This window comes from Candidatus Hydrogenedentota bacterium (assembly GCA_019637335.1).
GTDB lineage: Bacteria > Hydrogenedentota > Hydrogenedentia > Hydrogenedentales > JAEUWI01 > JAEUWI01.
This window is the reverse complement of sequence record JAHBVV010000004.1, coordinates 141,233-160,331: the sequence shown is the minus strand read 5'-3', so window position 1 is coordinate 160,331 and position 19,099 is coordinate 141,233. Positions and strand designations below refer to the sequence as shown.

Here is a 19,099-nt window from a genome sequence, read left to right as displayed (position 1 = left end):
GCCCGAAGGGCCAATGCAGTTTTCAGCCCTGGGCATCGCCCAGGGATTGAGCGGTAGGTTTCTTATACGCCCTGAAAGGGCAGCGCAGTTGAATTTCGGAAGCGCTGCACTGACTCACCACTGCGCTGCCCTTTCAGGGCGGGGAAGGCGGTGTCCCCGTGTTCCCCGGGCGTTGCCCGGGGCTGGGAGCTGCACTGGCCCTTCGGGCCGAAAGACCAGTCGAAACGATTTCGCCAACAGAGGCTCCAACCGGCATACATTGGGGGTTCCGGATAATTCGGGCACAAAAAACGCCTGTGAATAATCCCGTGCGCTCAAAACGGATGAATCTAAAGCACGATACGCATCCCACCCGCAATGTAGGTTACCCCTCCCGCCTGTCCAGCCTACCCCTCTCGCCGCGCGCGGGTAAGCTGAATTGCGCCGGGAATCAGCACAACCGTCGCCGGTAGATAGCCTACGAATTCCCCGTCGATTTCCACCTCGACCGCTTCATCGGCGCTGGCCTCGACGCGGGTCGCGCGCAGGTATGTCACCACGTCGCGCCGCTCGCTCAACCGCCCGGTGTAGAGCTTCGGCAGCGTGCGCAGGGCGTCCAGAAATCCGATCGGACCCACGTGGAAGCAATCGAACTGGCCGTTGTCCAGGCGGGCGTGGGGGGCGAGGTGCAATCCGCCCGCGTCGTAGCACCCTTTCGCCACGGAAAAATCCAGCGCGGGGCCGTCCAAGCGAATGGAGCCGTCCAGCGTGATGTGCATTGCCTTCGCGCGATAGCGCGCCAGCATAACCAGGATCGCGCGCAGATACGACAGGAAACCGCCCAGGGCCTTGCTGTGCTCGTTCACGTAGCGGCACGCGGCCCCGCCAATACCGAAATGCGCGATGTTCAGGAAGTAGAAGGTGCGCGCCGGCCCGCCCGGGTCCGTGGCGCAGGTCAGGCAACCGGCATCCGCCAGAACGGCCTCCGCGTCCCGCAGCGCCGCGATCCCGCGAAGTCCGGGAGCAATCCCCAGCACTTTGGCCAGGTCCGATCCCGTGCCCATCGGGAGCACCGTGAGGCGCGCGGCGGGGTTGATAGCCTGGCCATGCTCGAACCAGCCGTTCACCACTTCAAAGTGCGTCCCGTCGCCACCCGCCGAAATCAAGTGGTCGTAACCCGCGCGCAACAACTCCCGCGCGAGAATGCTGCCGTGGCCCGGATACTCGGTCGGACAATACTTCAATGGACCCACCGCGTCCCGCAGCGCGCCCTGGCAGGCGGCCCAGCGGCGCTCACAGCGGCCGTGCCCCGCGCGGGGGTTCACGATGGCGGCGGTCTTCATGGGTCGAGGCTCAGACCCGCACGTCGGAGGTAATCCCCGCGCGGCCGGCGTTGCGCGCCAGGATGGGATCGATCTCGCCCGCGATAAACTCCACCACCTGCATCGGCGCGCGGCCGACGAGCTCCTCGAGATCGATGCAGTCCTGAATCTCTTCCAGGGTCATGCCGATGGCGGGATCGCCGGCCAGGCGTTCGAGCAGGTCGTTGTCCTTGCCCTCCTGCTTGACCACCGCGCCGGCCGCGTGGCTGTGGGTGCGGATGACCTCGTGAAGCTCCTGGCGATCGCCGCCCTTCTTCACCCCGGCCATGATGATGTTTTCGGTGACCATGAAGGGCAATTCCGCCCAGAGATGCTTCTCGATGACCTTCGGATAAACCGCCGGGTTCTCCATGACGTTCAGGTAGAGATTGAGCACGCCGTCGGCCGCCAGGAAGGACTCCGGCAGGCTCAGGCGGCGTATCGCGGAGTCGTCCAGCGTCCGCTCGAACCACTGGGTGGCCGTGGTGAACTCGCTGTGCAGCGGCTGCACCATCAGAAAGCGGGAGAGGGCGCACGCCCGCTCGCAGCGCATGGGATTGCGCTTGTAGGCCATGGCCGAGCTGCCCACCTGGGTCTTTTCGAAGGGCTCCTCGATTTCCTTGAGGTTCTGCAGCAGGCGCATGTCCGTGGCGAACTTATGGGTGCTCTCGCCGATGCCCGCGAGGACGCGCAACACGAGCGTGTCCACCTTGCGCGGGTAGGTCTGGCCCGTGACGCCGTAGGAGCTTTTGAAACCCAGTTTCTCCGCCACGAGCTGGTCCAGCTTGCGCACCTTTTCCGAATCGCCGTCGAACAGCGCCATGAAGGAGGCCTGGGTGCCCGTCGTGCCCTTCACGCCCCGGCAGCGCAGCCGCGCCAGGATGTCCTCCAGATCTTCCACGTCCATAGCCAGGTCCTGCGCCCAGAGGCACGCGCGCTTGCCCACCGTGACCACCTGCGCCGGCTGGTAGTGGGTGAAGCCCAGCGTGGGGAGGTCCTTCCACTGAAGCGCGAAGTCCTTGAGACGCGCCAGCACCGCCACCGCCTTCGCCAGAATAATCTCCAGCGACTCGCGGATCTGGATTAGATCGGTGTTGTCCCCCACAAAGCAGCTCGTGGCGCCCAGGTGGATAATGGGCTTCGCCTTCGGCGCGATCTCGCCCAGCGCGTGAATGTGCGCCATCACATCGTGGCGCGTCTCCCGCTCGTAGGCCGCCGCCTTCTCGAAATCGATGTCCTCCAGATGCGCCTTCAACTCCGCAATCTGCTCATCCGTAATATCGAGGCCCAGTTCCTGCTCCGCTTCCGCCAGCGCCAGCCAGCAGCGGCGCCACGTGGAGAATTTCTTCTGCGCGCTCCAGATCTCGGCCATTTCGCGCGTCGCAAAGCGCTCCACAAGGGGGGAGGTGTATACGTCGTTCATGAGAAACCTTTTTAAAATGAATTGCATCTATCTTGGACTTCGTCAAGTGGCTGAACGCTTGAAAGCTGTGTATCCGAGTCCACGCCGTCCACTCTGTCCACTCCGTCCACTCTGTCCACTCTGTCCACTCTGTCCACTCTGTCCTTGCTGTCCTTGCTGTCCTTGCTGTCCCTGTGCCTCAGCCTTGCGCCGCGTCCATCGCGTGCAAGTCAAAGCCCGCACCGTTGTCCAGCGCCGCCACCGCCGTCACGGGGTTCGTCCGCTCGGCAAAAACGCCCTGACCCAGGATAAACTCGCAGGCCCCGGACGCGCTGGCCGCGTCATACGCGCCGGACTGCGCCAGGGAAATGCTGTTTTCCTCATAGGTCGCCACATAAAAGAACCTGCCCGGCTCCAGCGGCAACCGGCGCACTTCGACGCCGTCGTGCCGGACCACCGCCAGCCAGCCCGAACCGTCGCGCTTGTCGGCCACCGCGCTGATTCGCGGGGTGTTGTAGTCGTCCTTCTCAAAGTCCAACGCCAGGCTCGTCAAGGCCAGCGCATCACGCACCGGCATGCCCTGGGCAATCTTCTCGGCGATGGGGTCGGTCTGCGATCCGTTGGTCACGACCGCCACCTGGCCGCCGCACACGACCTGAACGCAGTTATACGCAATATACGGATTCTTGTGGATGTCGCCCTCGTGGCCCGCCTTCGGCACAATGGCCACCTTGTTTTCGCCGGCCACCGCCGTGCGGTTGGGAAAGGAACGGCTGGAGACGCGATATACCGCGCCCAGCTGGCCCGCGGGCGTCTGCACAACACTCACAATGCGTCCGATATACATGGAATAAGGGCTCCTCTTCGGAAAAATGGGGGAAATGAGCCGGTAGTATAACGAATGGCGCGCCGGGCGCGCTAGCTGGCGCATGAGGGCAACCGCATGTAAACTCGATCTCGGAATATGGGCGTAAGCTTGAATCGATTTGGAACCTTGAATCAAGGAAAGTGAGCGCTTTGGAGCGCCGGCATCTCTGGCAAGGTCAGGGATTCGCCGCGCTCAACCCCACCGCTTCAGCGGATGGGTGCGCGCCGCCAGCGGCAGCGTCACCCGCCCGCCCTGGACGCAGGCATCAAAGGCCGCCTGGATCATCTCCCAGGACGCCAGGCCGTCGTGCACGCTGTATGCGGGCCGGCGGTCTTCCTCGATCGCGGCGATGAGGTCGTCCGTGATGATCCGGTTGCGCGCGGCGGGCGGTATGGCCGGTTCGACCGCCGGGCTGTCCGGCAAGGGCCGCCACGTCGCTTCCTTCCCGACCGGCGCCCAGGACGATTCGTCCAGCCAGCCCACACGCACCGTCTCATCCCCCTTGGGAATGCGAATCGAGAGCACGCCACGGCTCCCATAGAGGTCGATGCCGAAGCGCCCGCCATTCCCGTCTGGATTCTTCATGGAATCGAAGTATCCGACCGCCCCGCCCGGGAAGCCGTACATGGCGTGGACGCGGTCGCCCACAATCGGCCCGAGGGGCTCGGTGGCGTCGCGGACATCCGCGGGGGTGGCGGCGCGGCCATCGACGGTGATATCGGCGGCGCACCACTCCGGTGAAGCGCCCATGAAGAAACGCATCAGGTCGAGCACGTGCGTGCCGAGGACAATCAGGTCCTCGCCGCCGGCGCGATGGTCTTCCTTGCCGCGCCCGCGGGCCTCCAGTACGGTTCCGATGAGTCCTTCGGAAACCAGATTCTTCGCGCGCTGGACCAGTGGCATGCCGCGAAAGTTATACGCGATGGCCCACTTCAGGTTTTTCGCGTCGGCCGCGGCTATCATTTCGTCGCCGGCGTCCAGGCGGTCGCAAAGGGGTTTCTCAATAAACCCGTGGGCGCCGACCTCCGCGCAGGCCAGCAGGTAGTCCCGGTGCTTCACCGTGGTACGGGGCCCGATGGCGACGAGGTCGGGCCGCTCCTTGTCGAGCATCTCGCGATAGTCCGCGTAAGCGCGCGCCGCGCCCACTTCGTTGCCGTAGCGCGCCCGGCCCTTCTCGTCGGGATCCGCCAGCCCCACAATAGCCACATCCTCCCGAAAAGCAAAAGCGTTATGAATCTGGTGCCCGTAACCGCCCAGGGTGCTGTCGCCGATGATACAGGCCTTGTATTTCTTCTCTGGTGGCCCGCCCGCCGTCGCGGCTGCCGCAAGACCAGAGGACGCCGCAAGAAATCCCCGCCGGCTGAGATGCATCTCGATACCTCCCCGTTGTTCAAGGTCGATGGCGCCAGCATACCCGGGACGCCGCGACGCGTCAAGGCGTTCGGGAGTGCTCGGGAGGCGCAAGGGCGTATGCCGTGCGTCGATGTTCTCGGATCGGACAGCAAGCGCCAAAGAAAATATTCTCTCACCCCCTACGACTCCGGGGGGCGCCACCCTCAAGCGGGCCGCTTCAAGCGGACATCAGCTTGTGGGTGACGGGTCGTCAACTCGTATCGCTGCGTTTCCTCCTGCGCCCCCGCCGCCAAAAGCAGTCAAGCCTTGTGAGAGCGCCGCATTCCTGAAAGGTATGGGATTCGCCAGAGGCAAAAATAACGGCGCTCCCAAAATCTTGTGAGCGAGTGCTATCCGGTCCCATAAATTCCGAAACTGACTTGACGGCATTTCTCTCACCCTTCACTCTTCACCCTTCTCAATTCACCCCCGTCGGCGGCTTCTCGCCCCGCAGCACGGCAATAATATTCTCCGCCGCCAGGTTGGCCATGGCCGATCGCGTTTCCAGCGTGGAGCTGCCGATGTGGGGGAGGAGCACGATGTTCTCCACCGTCAGCAGGTCGGGGTGTACTTTCGGCTCGTCCTCATAGACATCCAGCCCGGCCGCGAAAATCTCGCCCGCGTGAAGCGCCGACGCCAGCGCCGCTTCGTCCACCACGGGACCGCGGGTCGTGTTGACGAACACCGCGCTTTTCTTCATGGCCTTGAACGCCTCGGCATTGAAAACGTGCCGTGTTTCGTCCGTCAGCGGGCAGTGGGGAGATACGATATCCGATTCCGCCAGCAGCGTGGGGAAGTCCACATAGGCGACACCGAGTTCCCGCTCCTCGGCCTCGGGCAGCCGCGTCTGGTTGTTATAGATCACCTTCATGTTAAACGCTGCCGCGCGCCGGGCTACCGCCTGGCCGATGCGCCCCATGCCGTAGATGCCCAGGGTTTTGCCGTAGACGTCCACGCCAAGCATGAACGTGGGGGACCAGCTGGACCACGCTCCGGACCGGAGAAAGCGTTCCGACTCGCTCAAGCGCCGCGCGGTCGCGAGGATCAGCGCAAAGGCCAGGTCCGCCGTTGTCTCCGTGAGCACATCCGGCGTATTCGACACCGCGATGCCCCGCGCCGTGGCCGCCGGCACGTCGATGTTGTTGTAGCCGACCGCCATGTTCGCCACGATCTTAAGCTGCGGCCCCGCCGCGTCGAACACTTCCGCGTTCATCGCCTCCGTGAGCATGGAAAGCACCGCGTCCGCCCCCTTCACCTCCCGCAGCAGGACCGCCCGCGGGATCGGTTGATCCTCGGGGTAAACAGTCACATTCTCGGCCCCAAAGGCCCCATTCAACTGGGCGATGGCGCTCTCCGGCGGACGGCGGGTGACGAAAATCCTGGGCATGGAGACCTCCGGGGGCTTGTGTCTTGAGGGTAACGCCGCGTAGCGTCGCACAGGCCGCCCGGACAGTTCAAGGCGCGCCCGCCCAGGGGCGATCGCGTTTAAACCCGCTCGTGGCGGATGGGCGTAAACTCGTGTCGACTCGAAACCTGGATTCAAGGAAAGCAAGCGTGTTGGAGCGCCGGCATCTCTGCCGGCAAGGTCAGAGATTCGCCGCGGGCGAAATGCCAGCGTTCCAGCACGAGTCCTATTCTAAGTTCGAAATTCTTCAAACGGCCATCGGCTTGTGCGCAAGATTTGAAGTGCGATTGCCCTGGCGGGACGCCCTTTGAAGCGCCCGCGCGCGGACGCGTATACTACGGGCCGGGGCGCGGGACGCAATATCCGGCTGCATGTGGTAGTTCGCCGCGCCCCCGCGGGCTGCGTGGCGCTGGCCCGGCTCTCGCGGTATACAAGCAACCCAACACGGAACCCATGGACGAACCGGCGCATTCGGAACAGACTGTCGCGCGGCGCGTGCGCGTGCGCACCGAGGCCGCGCCCATACTCCAGCGAATGGTCGAAGCGCAGCTCATCGATCCGAAGGATCGCCTCCTGGTCTTCGGGTGCGGGCGCGGGGTGGACGTGTCCTGGCTGCAACGCCGCAAGTTCGACGCCCAAGGCTACGACCCCCACGTCCCCTTCGGCTTCAGCCAACTCCCGGCCACCCGCTATGACCTCGTCATGATGGTCTACCTCATGACACGCCTCAAAAGCGACGAGGCGCGCCGCGCCGCCATCGCGCAGGCCTTCTCCTACGTGCGTCCCGGGGGCAGCCTGCTCGTCGCAAGCCGATACTGGACCCGCCTGCCCACAGGCGGCGCGCCAACGCGGGAAGACGCGCTCGCCTACTTCAAGGAACTCTTCTCCGCGTGTGATTGTGATCGCGTCGAATTGCTCGACGTCACCTCGGAGGACAACGCCATCGCGGTAACCGCGCGCCGCGCCGGGATCTACCAGCCCCGATTCCCGATTGCCTGGGTGGATAGCTACGACGAGATGACCGCCCTCTGCGCGCGACTCGCCGCGGAGCCCATGGTCGCGCTGGACGTCGAGACGACCCTGGAGGAACCCCGAACCCTCTGCACCATTCAACTCGGCATCCCCGACCAATCCTGGATTATTGACGCCCTGGCCATGCCCGACCTGGCCCCCGTAAAGGCGCTGATGGAGAACGAGGGGGTGGAGAAGGTGATTCACAACGCCTTCTTCGAGGAACAGATGCTCGGAAAGCACGGCATACGGATCCACAATGTGTTCGACACGCTCCACTCCTCCCGGAGCAAACACAAAAAATCCGTGGGACTGAGCCACAAGCTGGGCGATGTCTGCGAGCGGGAGTTGGGAATCTACCTGGACAAAACGAATCAGACGTCCGATTGGACGCTGCGACCGCTGGCGGAGGATCAAATTCTATACGCCGCGATTGACGTGGAGGTATTGGTGGATCTGTATCCAATATTCAAGCCGCCGAAGCCCCCGGAAAACCTCGAACTCTTCGGCTGAACAACGATAATTCAGGCGCTGAGCGGCTGCTTCTCGTCCGCGCGCGCGCGCTCCGCGCGAATGTCCGCCCGGCAGGCATCCAGGCAATGCGGACAATACGTGTGGCTGGCGTCGGCGCGGCCTCCCTTCCCGTCAAAACGCCACCCGTTGCCCCACTTGACCATCTTGCATACACAACATTGAATTATCATGGCCTGGACCTCCGTGTCCTCGTGTTCATTCCAATAAACTCTATCGGCGCTTCCCGACAATACTTGAGCAACGGCCCCGCAAAAGGACGAACATGGAATCGCTACCCCACATCGACAACACCCCCGAATCCGAACGGGAGTGGCACCAGGCGCTCATTAACCTCGCCCGCTACCTCCGCAGCCCCGAGGGATGCCCTTGGGACCAGAAACAGACCGCCCTCTCGTTCGCCCGCTATCACGTCGAGGAAGGCCGGGAGTACGTCGAGGCCCTGGAGCACGGGGACGCCGCCCACGCCCGCGAGGAATGCGGAGACGCACTCTTCACCCTGCTCGCCAGCGTCGCCGCCGCCGAGGCGGAAGGCCTCTTCACCTTCGAAAGCGTGCTCCAATGCGCCCACGAAAAAATGGTGCGGCGCCACGACCACGTCTTCGGCGAAACCCGCGCCACCACCCCCGAAGAGGCGATCGAAGCCTGGAACCAGGCCAAAGCGCGCGAACGCCGCCCACGTGAGGACTGAACGCCGCGCCGAGTCGCCAGAAGCGCGAAATCTCACGCCGGTGAATGCTATACTGCACCTCGGGAGAGCGAAACACGGGAGTGTACCTGGCCGGAATCCACGTTTTCCCGGTTTTACGGCAAATCGTGTCCAGCAAAGCATAGAATTCCCGGCACAGATACAATACAAGCTCGAAATTCGCGAAAAAATGGTGTATGATACCGTCAAGAGGCGCTGGGCGCGCGCTCCGCGCGTGGTCGTGTCTGAACTGAGGAAAGGGCAGTGTATGAGATTTAAGGTCGAAGGAATCATCTCCGCCATGGTCACGCCGTTTACGGCGGGCGGAGAGTACGTGGACTACGACAAAGTCGGGCCAATCGCGGAGCACCTGGCGTCCCGCGGCGCCGAGGGACTGTTCCCCTGCGGCACCACCGGCGAAGGCCACCTGTGCACCACCGAGGAGCGAAAGACCATCCTCGAAGAAGTGATCGCGGCGGTTACGAAGAAGACCAAGGTCATCGCGCATACCGGCGCCATGGACACCGCCACCACGGTGGAGTTGACGCTCCACGCGCAGAAGTCGGGCGCCGCCGCCGCCGCCGTGGTTGCGCCATGCTTCTACGGCTACGACGACAGCGCGCTGTTCACCTTCTACAGGACTGTGGCGGACGCGGCATCGGGCTTCCCGATTCTGCTCTACAACATTCCCAGCTGCGCGAAGAACGCCCTCTCCGCCGAACTCATCAGCAAGCTGGCGGACGCCTGCGAGAACATCGTTGGCATTAAGGACAGTTCCGGGAGCATGCCCTTCATAACCCGCCTCATCGGACAGAGCAAGAACGGCTTCGCCGTCATCAACGGATCCGACGAGCAGGGCTACCAAGCCATCCTCGCCGGTTCGAAGGCCGTGGTTTCCGGTTCCTCCAACGGCTACATCGATCTCTACGCCGAGATCTACAAGCAGCTGCAAAAAGGCAACCTCAAAAAGGCCTGGCAGGCACAGGTTCGCCTTGAGCGGGCGTGTCGGCTGTTTATCTACGGCGGCGGCCTGGCCGGGCTCAAGGAAATTATGCGCCACCGCACTGTCGACGGCGGCTGCGTCCGCCCGCCCCAGCGCGAGCTCACGGCGGTCGAGAAGAAGAACATCGCCAAAGGCCTCGAAGAACAGGGCCTGATCTAGCGCAACAACCGCACAATCAATTGAACGACGTCCAATCCCCCAGAGTCACTCTCCCGGGGGATTTTTTTCACCCGCCAACCACGCGCCGCCCGCCACACCCACCTCGAAAGAAAAGTGGCACAGCTCCATGACGCGCCACGCGATCGCGCCCCGGCGCGTTCGTGTGCCCGGATCTGCGCGTTCCGAAACCCACCGGCCTCGAACCCGCGTTTCACGCCACCGTCTGTACGCCCTTGACCCGGGCGTACACGAGCTTCCCGGGGGCCAGCGCGAGCGCGTCGCGGGACTTGGCGGTGATCAGGGCGACCAGACCGGGGCCTCGGGGATCGCCGGGCGGGCCGAGGTGCACGAGCATTTGTCCGGGGCCCGCCGCCTGGATTTCGCGCACCTCGGCGGGCCATTGATTGAGTACACTGCTTTCCGGATCGTGGTGGAGGCCGATGGAGACATCCCGGGCGCGAATCTGCACCCGCACGGTTCCCCGGGAAGCGCCCGGCATCCACAGCGGACCAAAGGGCGACTGGCCTTCGCTCAGGTGGTAACCGGCATCGTGGCGCACCTGCGTGACTTCCAGGAGGGCCATGGCGTCGCCGCCCTCCTCCGGCCGGTGAGCCAGCCGCTCCAGGAAGGGCCCGGTCGCGCCGGCGTCCGTCGCGTGGCCCGCCTCCACGCGCACCACGGTATGCGCCAGGCGGGCGAGCTCGCGGACGTTGTGGCTCACGTACATCACCGGCACACCGAGCGCATCGTGGAGCCGCGCGACGTAGGGCAGGACCGCGGCGCGGCTCGACTCGTCCAGGCTGGCGACGGGCTCGTCCATCAGCAGAAGCCGCGGGCTCGTCAGGATGGCTCGCGCCATGGCGACGCGCTGCCGCTCGCCGCCCGAGAGCGCAGCCGTGCTTCGGGAAAGGAGCGCCGCGATGCCCAGGCAATCCACCGCGTCGTCGAAGGCAACTTGGCGCGCGCCCGGCGGTACGCGCCGCAGCCCGTACTCCAGGTTGCCGCGTACGTCGAGATGCGGAAAGAGACTGGGTTCCTGAAACACATAGCCGGCGCGCCGCTTGTGCGCCGGCACGCACACGCCCGCGCGCGAATCGAGCCAGGTTTCCCCGCGCATCCGGATGTGCCCGCGCGCGCGGCGCTCCAGTCCGGCCACGGCCCGGAGCAGGGTGGTCTTGCCGGATCCCGAGGGGCCGAACACCCCGATCACGCGCACCTCGGGCACGTCAAAGCGCGCCGCCAGTTTGAAGCCGGGCAGCTCCAGGTTAATGTCGACGGTGAGCCCGCTCATGGCGCGGGCCTGGCGTTGCGGTTCAATGCGTACACGAAGAAAAGCACCGTAAAGGAAAAGGCCACCAGCAGGCCGGCCATACCGTGCGCGGCGGCGAAGTCGAGGGCCTCCACGCGCTCGTATACCGCGATGGACACCACCTTGGTCTCCCCTGGAATGCTTCCGCCGAGCATCAGCACGACGCCGAACTCGCCCACGGTATGCGCAAAGCCGAGCACCGCCGCCGTGAGCAGTCCGCGGCGGGCGAGAGGCAGGGAGACCGTCAGGAAACGGTCCAGGGGCGAAGCGCCGAGGGTGGCCGCCACTTCGAGCGGGCGCGGCCCGATCGCGGCGAAGGCATTCTGGATCGGCTGCACCACAAAGGGCAGTGAATAGACGACCGACCCGATGACGAGCCCGGGAAAGGAGAAGACGAGCCGCTGCCCTCCGAGCGATTCCCAGGCCCCTCCGATCCAGCCCTTCGGTCCGAGCAGCACGAGAAGGTAAAAGCCGAGCACCGTGGGCGGAAGCACCAGCGGCATCGCCACCAGGGTCTCCACCACCGTCCGCGCCCAGGTGCGGCGCCGTTCGAGCCACCACGCCAGGGGCGTGGCGATCAGCAGCAGCAGCACGGTCGTGACCGCGGCCAGTTTCAGGGTGACGCCAATTGCCTGCCAGTCCATCGTTGCTACCGCGCCGGTTCGGGGACGCGATAGCCCGCCGCCTCGATAATCCCGCGCGCCTCCGGCGATTGGAGGAACACCAGGTAGCGCCGCGCCCCGTCCGATCCGGCGCCCGCGCGCAACAGCACCGCGTCCTGGCGGATCGGATCGTACAGATCGTCCGGCACGCGCCAGTAGTGCGATGCCGGCCGGTCGAGCACCTGCGACAGGGCCACGAAGCCCAGCTCCGCGCTGCCCGTGGCGACAAACTGATACGTCTGGGTCACATTGTCCCCCAGCACGAGTTTCGGCGCCACGGCATCCCAGCCAACCAGCCGCTCCAGGGCCTGGCGCGCCGCGGCGCCGTAGGGAGCCAGTTCCGGCTTGCAGATCGCCAGGCGTGTAAATGCGCCCGCGCGCAAGGCCCCCGCGCCGCCTTCCATCCCGTCGGGACCGAACAGCACCAGGGCGCCCAGTGCATAGGTGAACCGGCTGCCGGCGACCGCCGCGCCCTCGGTCTCCAGCCGAGCGGGGCGTTCCGCGTCCGCCGCCAGCAAAATGGCGAAGGGCGCGCCATGCGCTATCTGGCTGTACAGCGCGCCGGTTGCCCCGTAGCTTGATTCCACCGGAATACCTGTCTCCGCGGTAAACCGCGCGGCCAGCGTTTCCTGAACCGACGTGAAATTTGAGGCCACCGCCACACGCACAACCTCATTGCCGCCGGACGCCGCGCACCCCCCCTCAACAACCCCCAGCAGGACGAAAATGACGCAGGCGCCCGTCGCGGTCGCTGCCGCGCGGCGAAGCGTGTGTATGTGTTTTGGAAGTATCACGTTTCGTCCAATTCAACAAAGTGCCTGGCATAGCTGTAAGTCAACGAGAGCCCCCGGGGACTCCCGAGAACCCGCCCCGAAATCTCAAGAGGAACCACGGGCGCATCCTCCCGCAGCGTATCTCCGGCCCTCAAGCTCCGCCGCGAAGGCTTGCGGGCGCGGCGATTCACTTGAACCCCGGCAGTCAGGGGCGCCATTTGATCCTTACATGCGTCATGAACGGCCGCACACACCGGGCGCGCCCATGGACTCGGCTGAACTCTATCACTCCTTCGCAGGCGAAGGCTACCGGGAGGCCCGCACGCACAAAACGTCGGGCCGGTTGACTCACAACCCATGGAGCCAGAGAAGCCGCCGCGCGCGGCGCGCCGGCCCGCGCAAGCAGCCTGGACGGCGGGGCGGCTCCCTGGCGAGTTGGGAATGCGCCGGCGGCTGTTGTACACTTTCCCGGACGCGCCGGCGGGGCGTGTATGCATGGCCCCGGGACGCGCCCCGGCATGGAGGCGTGGGGGCGGCCAGGTCACTTGCAGCGGGAAAGGATCGATCGGTTGGAGAAGCGGCCAGGCGCTAAGACGATCATCGGTTGGTCGGAGTATATCTCCTTTCCGGATTGGGACATTCACGCGCTGAAGGCGAAAGTGGACACGGGTGCGCGAACGAGCGCGCTGCATGTGGAGGATCTGAAGGTCTGCGCGCCGGGTTGGGTGGAGTTTTATGTCGTGCTGACGACGAAGGGCGCGAGGCACCGGCGCCGGGTCCGGGCGGAGGTGGTGAAATGGGCCCGGGTGCGCTCGAGCACGGGGGACTACCGGCGGCGCTGTTTCGTGAAAACCCACGTCAAAATCGGGACGACGCTCAAGGAAATCGAGATCTCGCTGGTTTCCAGGGAAAAAATGCTGTTTCGGATGTTGCTCGGGCGGAAGGCCCTGGAGAAGGATTTTGTTGTTGATGTCAGCAAGCGAAGTATGTTGGGCAAGCCGCGGCCGCGCCACGATGCCGGGCATGGCGGCCACGTTGCCCTCGGGGCGCATGAGCCGGAGTAAGGGCGGCGCCGCGCGGATTCCGGCCGCATGACCAGGCGCCGGGCTTTCGTTATCGCGGGCCAGCGGGTCCCGCTGGGGGAGTCCCGCACGATCTCGCTCAAATTCAGCGAGTCCTACCTCGGTTCGCCAGCGGTGGTGCCAATCCACGTGATTCGCGCGAAAAAGCCAGGACCGCGCCTGCTGCTGACCGGCTGCGTGCACGGCGACGAACTCAACGGTATGGGAATTATCCGGGAACTCCTGTACGACCAGCCCCCGAAGCTGATGTGCGGGTCGCTGGTCTGCATTCCCGTGGTCAATGTCTACGGACTGGAACACCACACGCGCTACCTGCCCGACCGCCGCGATCTGAACCGCGATTTCCCGGGAGCGGAGCGCGGAAGCATCTCAAGCCGGTTGGCCCACGTGATTTTCAACAAGGTCGTGCGCCAGTGCGACCTGCTCGTGGATTTTCACAGTGCGGCCGTCCGGCGCACCAACTACCCCAATATCCGCGCGGACCTCACCGTCCCCAAGGTGCGCGCCCTCGCGCGCTCCTTCGGCTGCGAATTGATCGTGAACGGCAAAGGCCCCGTGGGTTCCCTGCGCCGCGCGGCCACGGCGGCCGGCATCCCCTGCATCATCCTCGAGGCGGGCGAGGTCTGGAAGATCGAGTCCAGTGTCGTCGAGGTGGGGGTGCGCGGCGTAATGAACGTCCTGAAAAACCTCGGGATGGTGCGGGGGAAGGTCACCCCGCCGCGCTACCAGACGCGCGTCGACCGTACAACATGGGTGCGCGCGGAGCGGGGGGGCACACTCAGTTTTCACGTGAACCCGGGCGACCTGGTGGAAAAGGGCCAGTTGCTCGCGTCGAACTACAACATCTTTGGCGATGAGCGGAACCAACTGGTGTCGCCGGGGGACGGGATCATCCTCGGCATGACCACAATGCCCGTGGTCAAGCCGGGTGACGCCGCATTTCACATCGCGCTCATTTCCCGGAGCCGGCTGCTGCGGATCCGCAAGAAGATCCAGGAAAGCTCCTCGCGTGACTTGTTCAATCGGGTCCACGCGGACCTCGCCACGAACGTGCACCAGGTGTAGGCGTCGCGGCCCCGATCAGGCGCCCACGTGCAGCGCGCGAAAGGCGTCCCGAGGATGCGCGTGGCCGATGGCCGCGAGCGGAGCCGTATTGATCCGCTCGGCGACGTCGCGGGGCGCGAGACGCTGGGTTTCGAGATAGTGCGCCGCGAGTTCCGCAAGATCGGCAATCGTGCCGCGAAGAACGGGGTTGAGGGGCCGCGAGTATTGAATTTCGCCACCTTGGATATCGATCAGGCGGCGGTACAGGAACTCGAAGCCATCGCCGATTATCTGGTCCCGGAGATGCCCAAAAAGCGCCGATTCAAACGTGTTTTTCCGGTTTATACGCTGGCCGGAAAAAAGCACCGCGTACAGGGATGCGGTGTTCAGCGCCACGATATGGGGCGATCGCGCGGCCGGGAAAACATGGCAGGACCAGTCCGCAAACGGATTGGCGTTCAGGGGATGCATCTCCGCCGGCGAAACGCCTATTCGCTTGCCCAGTTCCGGTGTCAGCCGTACGATCATCGCGCTCTATCCTCTCCCGCCGCCACTGTAACGCATGGCCGCGCCCCGGTTCGACCCGAAATCATGATAGATCGCTTGTATGGCGCGGTTCCGCGCGCTACACTTGCGGGATGATTACACCGGGATCGGGCGCGCTGGCCGCCCTGATGTTGATAGCGGCCCCCACCCTGCTCGTGGGAGACGGCCTCGTCGATGAGCGCTTTCCCGATTCGGGGGAGCCGGGCGGAACCGTGCGCGTGGCCGCCGCGCGCGGCGAGTCGGAATCTATCCAGCTCTGGATAGCCAACGATGGCGAAGACCGTGTGCTGACCGGCTGCGAGCTCGTATGGCGCAACGAATTCTCGCCCGAAGCGAGGTTCTACCGACGGCCAACCGGCCCCGAACAAGGCCTGGCGCCGCTGGACGAGACCCCGCTTGCGCCCGATGCCACGCTGCGCCTCCTCGCGCGGTTTACCGTTCCAACGGACGCCCCCCCGGGCCCGCGAAGCGGTTCCGCCATCGCGACCTTTTCGGACGGACGCGAACTTCGCGCCGAAATCCTGCTGGATGTGTTCGACTTCGCCATTCCGGAGCAGCCGGTAATGCCCGTGCTGATCGGATTGGATCGGGCGGCCTTTCAGCGCGCGTGCGGCGTGGATGAATCGCTGGAGCGCTGGGCGCCCGCATACGCCGCGCTGGCGGAGGCGCGCGCCGGGTTTCAGGTATGGCCGGAACCGGAACCGCCCGCCGCTCAATTCTACGATTACGCCAATATCGGCGCGATCAAAACCCATCTCGGACACGTTTCGGCCCTGAATGGCGTACCGGCGATTGAACTGGGCGGGCAGGCGGGCGATCTCCTGCGCAACTGGCCGTCCCCCGTGCTGGATTCGCCCCAGGACCCCCTGCAACTGCTCTTGTTCAGCCTCATGGGCGCACTCGGCCAGGCCGGCTGGAGCGGGGAAACCCTCCTGTTGCCCGCCGCGCTCCCGCCGCGAGACGCCTGGCAGGACGTGCGCAGCGCAAACGCGCGTGTTCGCCGGGCCGACGGCCGCTACACCCGATTGCTCGCCGCGCCGCCCCATCCGTTTTTCGAACGCTACACCGACATCTGGGCCCTGCCGCCCGGTATCGCGCCATCGGCCATCACCCAGCTTCGCGAGGGCTGGTCCATCCTCCGCTACCACCAGCCCGATTTCGAGACCATCGCCGGGTCCGCCGGAACCCAGGACCCCACCGGCACGTACGAGACCCGGCCCGCGGATGCCTTTGACCAATGCGAATTGAGTCCCTGGCGCGGCGGCGGAGCGGGGGAGGAGCCCCCCTGGCTCGAAGTCCAGTTCCGCGACCCAACGCGCCTGGAGCGCCTCGCAATTATCTGGCAAGGTGACGCGCCCGGCCCCCCGCCCCGTGTGGAGACCGCCTACCACCCCGGGACCTTTAGCGCAGCCACGGTCCGCTGGGAGAACAGGCTGACGCTCTCCGAGGCCGGGCAGCCGATTCGTCATGGCGTGTTCCGCTACGCGCGGGACTGTATCGGGCTGCGCCTCGTCTTTGACGGGGCGGAGCGGGAAGTCTCCGTTGCGGAAGTCCTCCTCAACCAGGATGGGCGGGAGACCGAGAAACAGCCCGCCCCGCCGGTGTCCCCCTGGGTCGACCTGCGTTTTTCCGGCGCGCCCTGGCGGGGGGAGGGCGATCTGGCCCCGCGGGTGCTTCCGTGGCTCTGCTGGGTGCGGGGCTTTACGGGCATCCTCGGCCCCATCGCCGAGCCCGGCGGCGCGCCGGCACTGATTTCCTGCGCGCCGGGAGGACTGGCGCCGGGGGAGGCGCTGTTTGAATTGGCCGATGGGTTGGAGGATTTGGCCTACCTTCGGGCGTACTGGATCGGGGCGCACGCCGGTGACTTCACGCCGCCCGATCACGTGAACCCGGGAGTTCTGCCTCCCGTCGAAGCTGACGGGGATGCCGGACACCAGCGCGCGGCGGTGCGCGAACAGCGGCGCCAGATGGGGCTCCTGTTGTCCGGAAGGGCTGTGGTTACGCGCAATTTCGGGCCGCGCCGTTGAGAATCGGGCTAAGGTGAAGCCATGGATCGCCCGGTGGGCGCCGGAGCGGATAAGGGGCTGAAAACCCGCCGGAGCAGGGCTCAGAAACCGCCGTCCCCCTCCCAGACAAGAGGCTGGCGAAGTTCCGCGGCCAGCAGCTCGCGCAACTCGAAATAGCCGTGTTCCCTGGGGAAACGCCCCTTGAATCCGGCGCGCGTGAACCGGTGCGGCTCGGGAGCCTCATTGGACAGTAGGTACACCGGAAGCGCGGAAGGAACCTCGGGGTCGCCCTGCAACATTTCGGCAAGCTCGTAGCCACTGAAAATGGGAAGTTCCTCTTCCGTAAACACCAGGTCCGGATGTTGCGAAAGCGTCATGTCATACGCATCCTTGCCATCCGCGGCCCAAATCACGGTGTGGCCCTCGCCGCTGATTTCAGACGAGAGGACCTCGTAGAGCAGGGAGTCGATGGTGGCGATCAATACGGTGGACATGGAATCCTCGGTTTCCGGCGGTGGAGAGACAACCCCGCCCATTGTACTGCCCGGAACCCCATCAGGCAAACCAGGCCGCCCGCGGCGTTTGACGGTATCCCGTATTGGACCGTACAATTACGTGGTGGCGCGGAGGTTCATCGCTTGCAATGCTGGGTACCCTACATTCTTATGGCCAGCGTATGCGCGGCAACGGGCGGCGGCCAGGGGCAGGTTGCCGCTGCGTCCGGCCTCGGCGCCGTCCCTGCCAGTGACACGGCGGCCCAGCGGCCCACCGGCGACCGGATTGTACTCAAGTCTGGCCACGCGCTGGACGGGGTTCGACTGCTGCGCAGCACGCCAATTCACCTGGTGCTGGAAATCGTTCCGGGCATTGAACCCCTGCTGATTCCACGTGGCCAGGTCGTCCGCGTCGCACAAGGCGGACATACCGTGGTGCACGCCGCCGCCGCACCCCCGGATTCACAGGCCGTTTCTTCGGAGCCCGACGTGCTGGCGGCGATCCGGATGACCCCGGAGTTCGTTGAGCGGATCTCGGCGCCCCTGGCCGAGGAAGAGCGTGTTTTCGAACGGCAGGACATTGTCAACGTAATACGCCTCGCGGGAACGCTCTGCGGGGTTGCCGTGAAAATCGAACCCGAGGTGGAGGAGCAGCCGATGGAACGGCGCATCGGCCGGTGGACGCTGCCCGCCAACGCTTCGTTTGAGGATTTCCTCCGCGTGCATCTGGCCAGTCAGGCCTCATGGCTCGAATGCACCTTCGAATCCGACCTGGTCCGAATTTCCATCGCGGAGGAACTGGATGACACCGCGCCGGGTCCGGAAACCTCCCAAAGCCCGGATCGCGGTTCGTCACAGCCACTCCCGTCGCGGGAATAGCCAGTACGCCATCACGTGGACCGCGTTGGCCCATCGCAACCGGAAAACACTGAATCGGCGGGTGTGGAAATGCATCCCCGATTCGCCTCAAAGCGATTGGAATGTCCGCCAGGGGGAGGCGCGATCGACCCGTATTCCCAATCAGTCGTCGTCAATCGCCAGACTATCCCCCAGCACATCCGAATCGCCATCTTCATCGATATCGACATCGTCCACGATCGCTTCCGTATCATCGTCGATGCCGCTGGCGAATTCCGCCTCGAACGCTCCCTCTTCAACCGCCACCTTAACCCGGGGCTTCGCCTTCCGCTTCGCGGCGCTCTTCGAAAGCGAGGGCGCGGCGGACTCTCCCTCCGGCAATGTGCCCACGCGATACAACGTTTCGCCCGGGCAATCGGGGCATTTGAAGCCAAGCTTTTCAGCGCCCCAATCGACGAACCGCTTCTCACATTTCGGACAGAAGTACTTTAACGGCATCGGAGCCAATCCTTTCTAAACATTGCCC

At 65.0% G+C, this 19,099-nt stretch carries 19 protein-coding genes; 7 read left to right on the top strand and 12 right to left on the bottom strand.

Annotated features, from left to right (window positions below):
* Positions 1–386: 386 nt before the first annotated feature.
* From KF886_07395 to KF886_07375, 5 genes are all read right to left on the bottom strand, one after another.
* Positions 387–1,322 carry a diacylglycerol kinase family lipid kinase gene (locus tag KF886_07395; GenBank protein MBX3177166.1) on the bottom strand — a complete coding sequence of 312 codons (936 nt, stop codon included), beginning with the start codon at positions 1,320–1,322 and terminating at the stop codon, positions 387–389.
* Positions 1,323–1,332: 10 nt separating this feature from the next.
* Positions 1,333–2,763, bottom strand: coding sequence for an adenylosuccinate lyase (locus KF886_07390; protein ID MBX3177165.1), 1,431 nt, complete (start codon positions 2,761–2,763; stop codon positions 1,333–1,335).
* 178 nt (positions 2,764–2,941) lie between these two features.
* Entirely contained in the window at positions 2,942–3,589 is a 648-nt protein-coding gene (locus KF886_07385) for an IMP cyclohydrolase (protein MBX3177164.1), read from the bottom strand.
* Positions 3,590–3,802: 213 nt separating this feature from the next.
* A complete protein-coding gene (locus tag KF886_07380) occupies positions 3,803–4,981 on the bottom strand; it encodes a Gfo/Idh/MocA family oxidoreductase (protein ID MBX3177163.1) in 1,179 nt (392 codons plus the stop codon).
* Positions 4,982–5,420: 439 nt separating this feature from the next.
* Positions 5,421–6,389 carry a D-glycerate dehydrogenase gene (locus KF886_07375; GenBank protein MBX3177162.1) on the bottom strand — a complete coding sequence of 323 codons (969 nt, stop codon included), beginning with the start codon at positions 6,387–6,389 and terminating at the stop codon, positions 5,421–5,423.
* A 471-nt stretch (positions 6,390–6,860) separates the two neighbouring features.
* On the opposite strand from KF886_07375, the gene KF886_07370 reads away from it, so the two are divergent.
* Complete coding sequence (locus tag KF886_07370) at positions 6,861–7,931, top strand: hypothetical protein (protein MBX3177161.1); 1,071 nt, start codon at positions 6,861–6,863, stop codon at positions 7,929–7,931.
* An 11-nt stretch (positions 7,932–7,942) separates the two neighbouring features.
* Here the strand turns inward: KF886_07370 and KF886_07365 are convergent, their stop codons facing one another.
* Entirely contained in the window at positions 7,943–8,122 is a 180-nt protein-coding gene (locus KF886_07365) for a hypothetical protein (protein MBX3177160.1), read from the bottom strand.
* A gap of 92 nt (positions 8,123–8,214) precedes the next feature.
* Here KF886_07365 and KF886_07360 point away from each other — a divergent pair, with 92 nt between their 5' ends.
* Both KF886_07360 and KF886_07355 read left to right on the top strand, forming a co-directional pair.
* Positions 8,215–8,640: a nucleotide pyrophosphohydrolase gene (locus tag KF886_07360; protein MBX3177159.1), complete on the top strand. Its 426-nt coding sequence runs from the start codon at positions 8,215–8,217 to the stop codon at positions 8,638–8,640.
* A gap of 265 nt (positions 8,641–8,905) precedes the next feature.
* Positions 8,906–9,799 carry a dihydrodipicolinate synthase family protein gene (locus KF886_07355; protein ID MBX3177158.1) on the top strand — a complete coding sequence of 298 codons (894 nt, stop codon included), beginning with the start codon at positions 8,906–8,908 and terminating at the stop codon, positions 9,797–9,799.
* Between the two features lie 211 nt (positions 9,800–10,010).
* Here the strand turns inward: KF886_07355 and modC are convergent, their stop codons facing one another.
* The 3 genes from modC to modA are packed head-to-tail and all read right to left on the bottom strand — an operon-like array spanning position 10,011 to position 12,498.
* Positions 10,011–11,090, bottom strand: a complete 1,080-nt coding sequence (gene modC, locus KF886_07350; protein MBX3177157.1) for a molybdenum ABC transporter ATP-binding protein — start codon at positions 11,088–11,090, stop codon at positions 10,011–10,013.
* Complete coding sequence (gene modB / locus KF886_07345) at positions 11,087–11,752, bottom strand: molybdate ABC transporter permease subunit (protein ID MBX3177156.1); 666 nt, start codon at positions 11,750–11,752, stop codon at positions 11,087–11,089. Before modB ends, modC begins: the two co-directional genes overlap by 4 nt.
* Before the next feature lie 5 nt (positions 11,753–11,757).
* Positions 11,758–12,498 carry a molybdate ABC transporter substrate-binding protein gene (gene modA / locus KF886_07340; GenBank protein MBX3177155.1) on the bottom strand — a complete coding sequence of 247 codons (741 nt, stop codon included), beginning with the start codon at positions 12,496–12,498 and terminating at the stop codon, positions 11,758–11,760.
* A 614-nt stretch (positions 12,499–13,112) separates the two neighbouring features.
* On the opposite strand from modA, the gene KF886_07335 reads away from it, so the two are divergent.
* Positions 13,113–13,607, top strand: a complete 495-nt coding sequence (locus KF886_07335; GenBank protein ID MBX3177154.1) for a RimK/LysX family protein — start codon at positions 13,113–13,115, stop codon at positions 13,605–13,607.
* 27 nt (positions 13,608–13,634) lie between these two features.
* Positions 13,635–14,690 (top strand): succinylglutamate desuccinylase/aspartoacylase family protein, encoded by a 1,056-nt coding sequence (locus tag KF886_07330; protein ID MBX3177153.1) that lies wholly within the window; start codon positions 13,635–13,637, stop codon positions 14,688–14,690.
* Positions 14,691–14,705: 15 nt separating this feature from the next.
* Here the strand turns inward: KF886_07330 and KF886_07325 are convergent, their stop codons facing one another.
* Positions 14,706–15,197 (bottom strand): hypothetical protein, encoded by a 492-nt coding sequence (locus tag KF886_07325; GenBank protein ID MBX3177152.1) that lies wholly within the window; start codon positions 15,195–15,197, stop codon positions 14,706–14,708.
* Positions 15,198–15,307: 110 nt separating this feature from the next.
* On the opposite strand from KF886_07325, the gene KF886_07320 reads away from it, so the two are divergent.
* Positions 15,308–17,242 carry a hypothetical protein gene (locus KF886_07320; protein MBX3177151.1) on the top strand — a complete coding sequence of 645 codons (1,935 nt, stop codon included), beginning with the start codon at positions 15,308–15,310 and terminating at the stop codon, positions 17,240–17,242.
* 80 nt (positions 17,243–17,322) lie between these two features.
* On the opposite strand, the gene KF886_07315 is transcribed toward KF886_07320, so the two are convergent.
* Positions 17,323–17,715 (bottom strand): response regulator, encoded by a 393-nt coding sequence (locus KF886_07315; GenBank protein MBX3177150.1) that lies wholly within the window; start codon positions 17,713–17,715, stop codon positions 17,323–17,325.
* A 144-nt stretch (positions 17,716–17,859) separates the two neighbouring features.
* On the opposite strand from KF886_07315, the gene KF886_07310 reads away from it, so the two are divergent.
* On the top strand, positions 17,860–18,594 hold the full coding sequence (locus KF886_07310) for a hypothetical protein (GenBank protein ID MBX3177149.1): 735 nt from the start codon (positions 17,860–17,862) through the stop codon (positions 18,592–18,594).
* A gap of 141 nt (positions 18,595–18,735) precedes the next feature.
* On the opposite strand, the gene KF886_07305 is transcribed toward KF886_07310, so the two are convergent.
* The gene (locus tag KF886_07305) at positions 18,736–19,071 is read right to left on the bottom strand and encodes an FYDLN acid domain-containing protein (protein ID MBX3177148.1); all 336 of its coding nucleotides are present in this window, start codon (positions 19,069–19,071) and stop codon (positions 18,736–18,738) included.
* Positions 19,072–19,099: the final 28 nt, after the last annotated feature.

Coding starts and splice junctions, on each gene's coding strand:
- KF886_07395 (MBX3177166.1), bottom strand. CDS start 1,322: ATGAAGACCGCCGCCATCGTGAACCCCCGCGCGGGGCACGGCCGCTGT.
- KF886_07390 (MBX3177165.1), bottom strand. CDS start 2,763: ATGAACGACGTATACACCTCCCCCCTTGTGGAGCGCTTTGCGACGCGC.
- KF886_07385 (MBX3177164.1), bottom strand. CDS start 3,589: ATGTATATCGGACGCATTGTGAGTGTTGTGCAGACGCCCGCGGGCCAG.
- KF886_07380 (MBX3177163.1), bottom strand. CDS start 4,981: ATGCATCTCAGCCGGCGGGGATTTCTTGCGGCGTCCTCTGGTCTTGCG.
- KF886_07375 (MBX3177162.1), bottom strand. CDS start 6,389: ATGCCCAGGATTTTCGTCACCCGCCGTCCGCCGGAGAGCGCCATCGCC.
- KF886_07370 (MBX3177161.1), top strand. CDS start 6,861: ATGGACGAACCGGCGCATTCGGAACAGACTGTCGCGCGGCGCGTGCGC.
- KF886_07365 (MBX3177160.1), bottom strand. CDS start 8,122: ATGATAATTCAATGTTGTGTATGCAAGATGGTCAAGTGGGGCAACGGG.
- KF886_07360 (MBX3177159.1), top strand. CDS start 8,215: ATGGAATCGCTACCCCACATCGACAACACCCCCGAATCCGAACGGGAG.
- KF886_07355 (MBX3177158.1), top strand. CDS start 8,906: ATGAGATTTAAGGTCGAAGGAATCATCTCCGCCATGGTCACGCCGTTT.
- modC (MBX3177157.1), bottom strand. CDS start 11,090: ATGAGCGGGCTCACCGTCGACATTAACCTGGAGCTGCCCGGCTTCAAA.
- modB (MBX3177156.1), bottom strand. CDS start 11,752: ATGGACTGGCAGGCAATTGGCGTCACCCTGAAACTGGCCGCGGTCACG.
- KF886_07330 (MBX3177153.1), top strand. CDS start 13,635: ATGACCAGGCGCCGGGCTTTCGTTATCGCGGGCCAGCGGGTCCCGCTG.
- KF886_07325 (MBX3177152.1), bottom strand. CDS start 15,197: ATGATCGTACGGCTGACACCGGAACTGGGCAAGCGAATAGGCGTTTCG.
- KF886_07320 (MBX3177151.1), top strand. CDS start 15,308: ATGATTACACCGGGATCGGGCGCGCTGGCCGCCCTGATGTTGATAGCG.
- KF886_07315 (MBX3177150.1), bottom strand. CDS start 17,715: ATGTCCACCGTATTGATCGCCACCATCGACTCCCTGCTCTACGAGGTC.
- KF886_07305 (MBX3177148.1), bottom strand. CDS start 19,071: ATGCCGTTAAAGTACTTCTGTCCGAAATGTGAGAAGCGGTTCGTCGAT.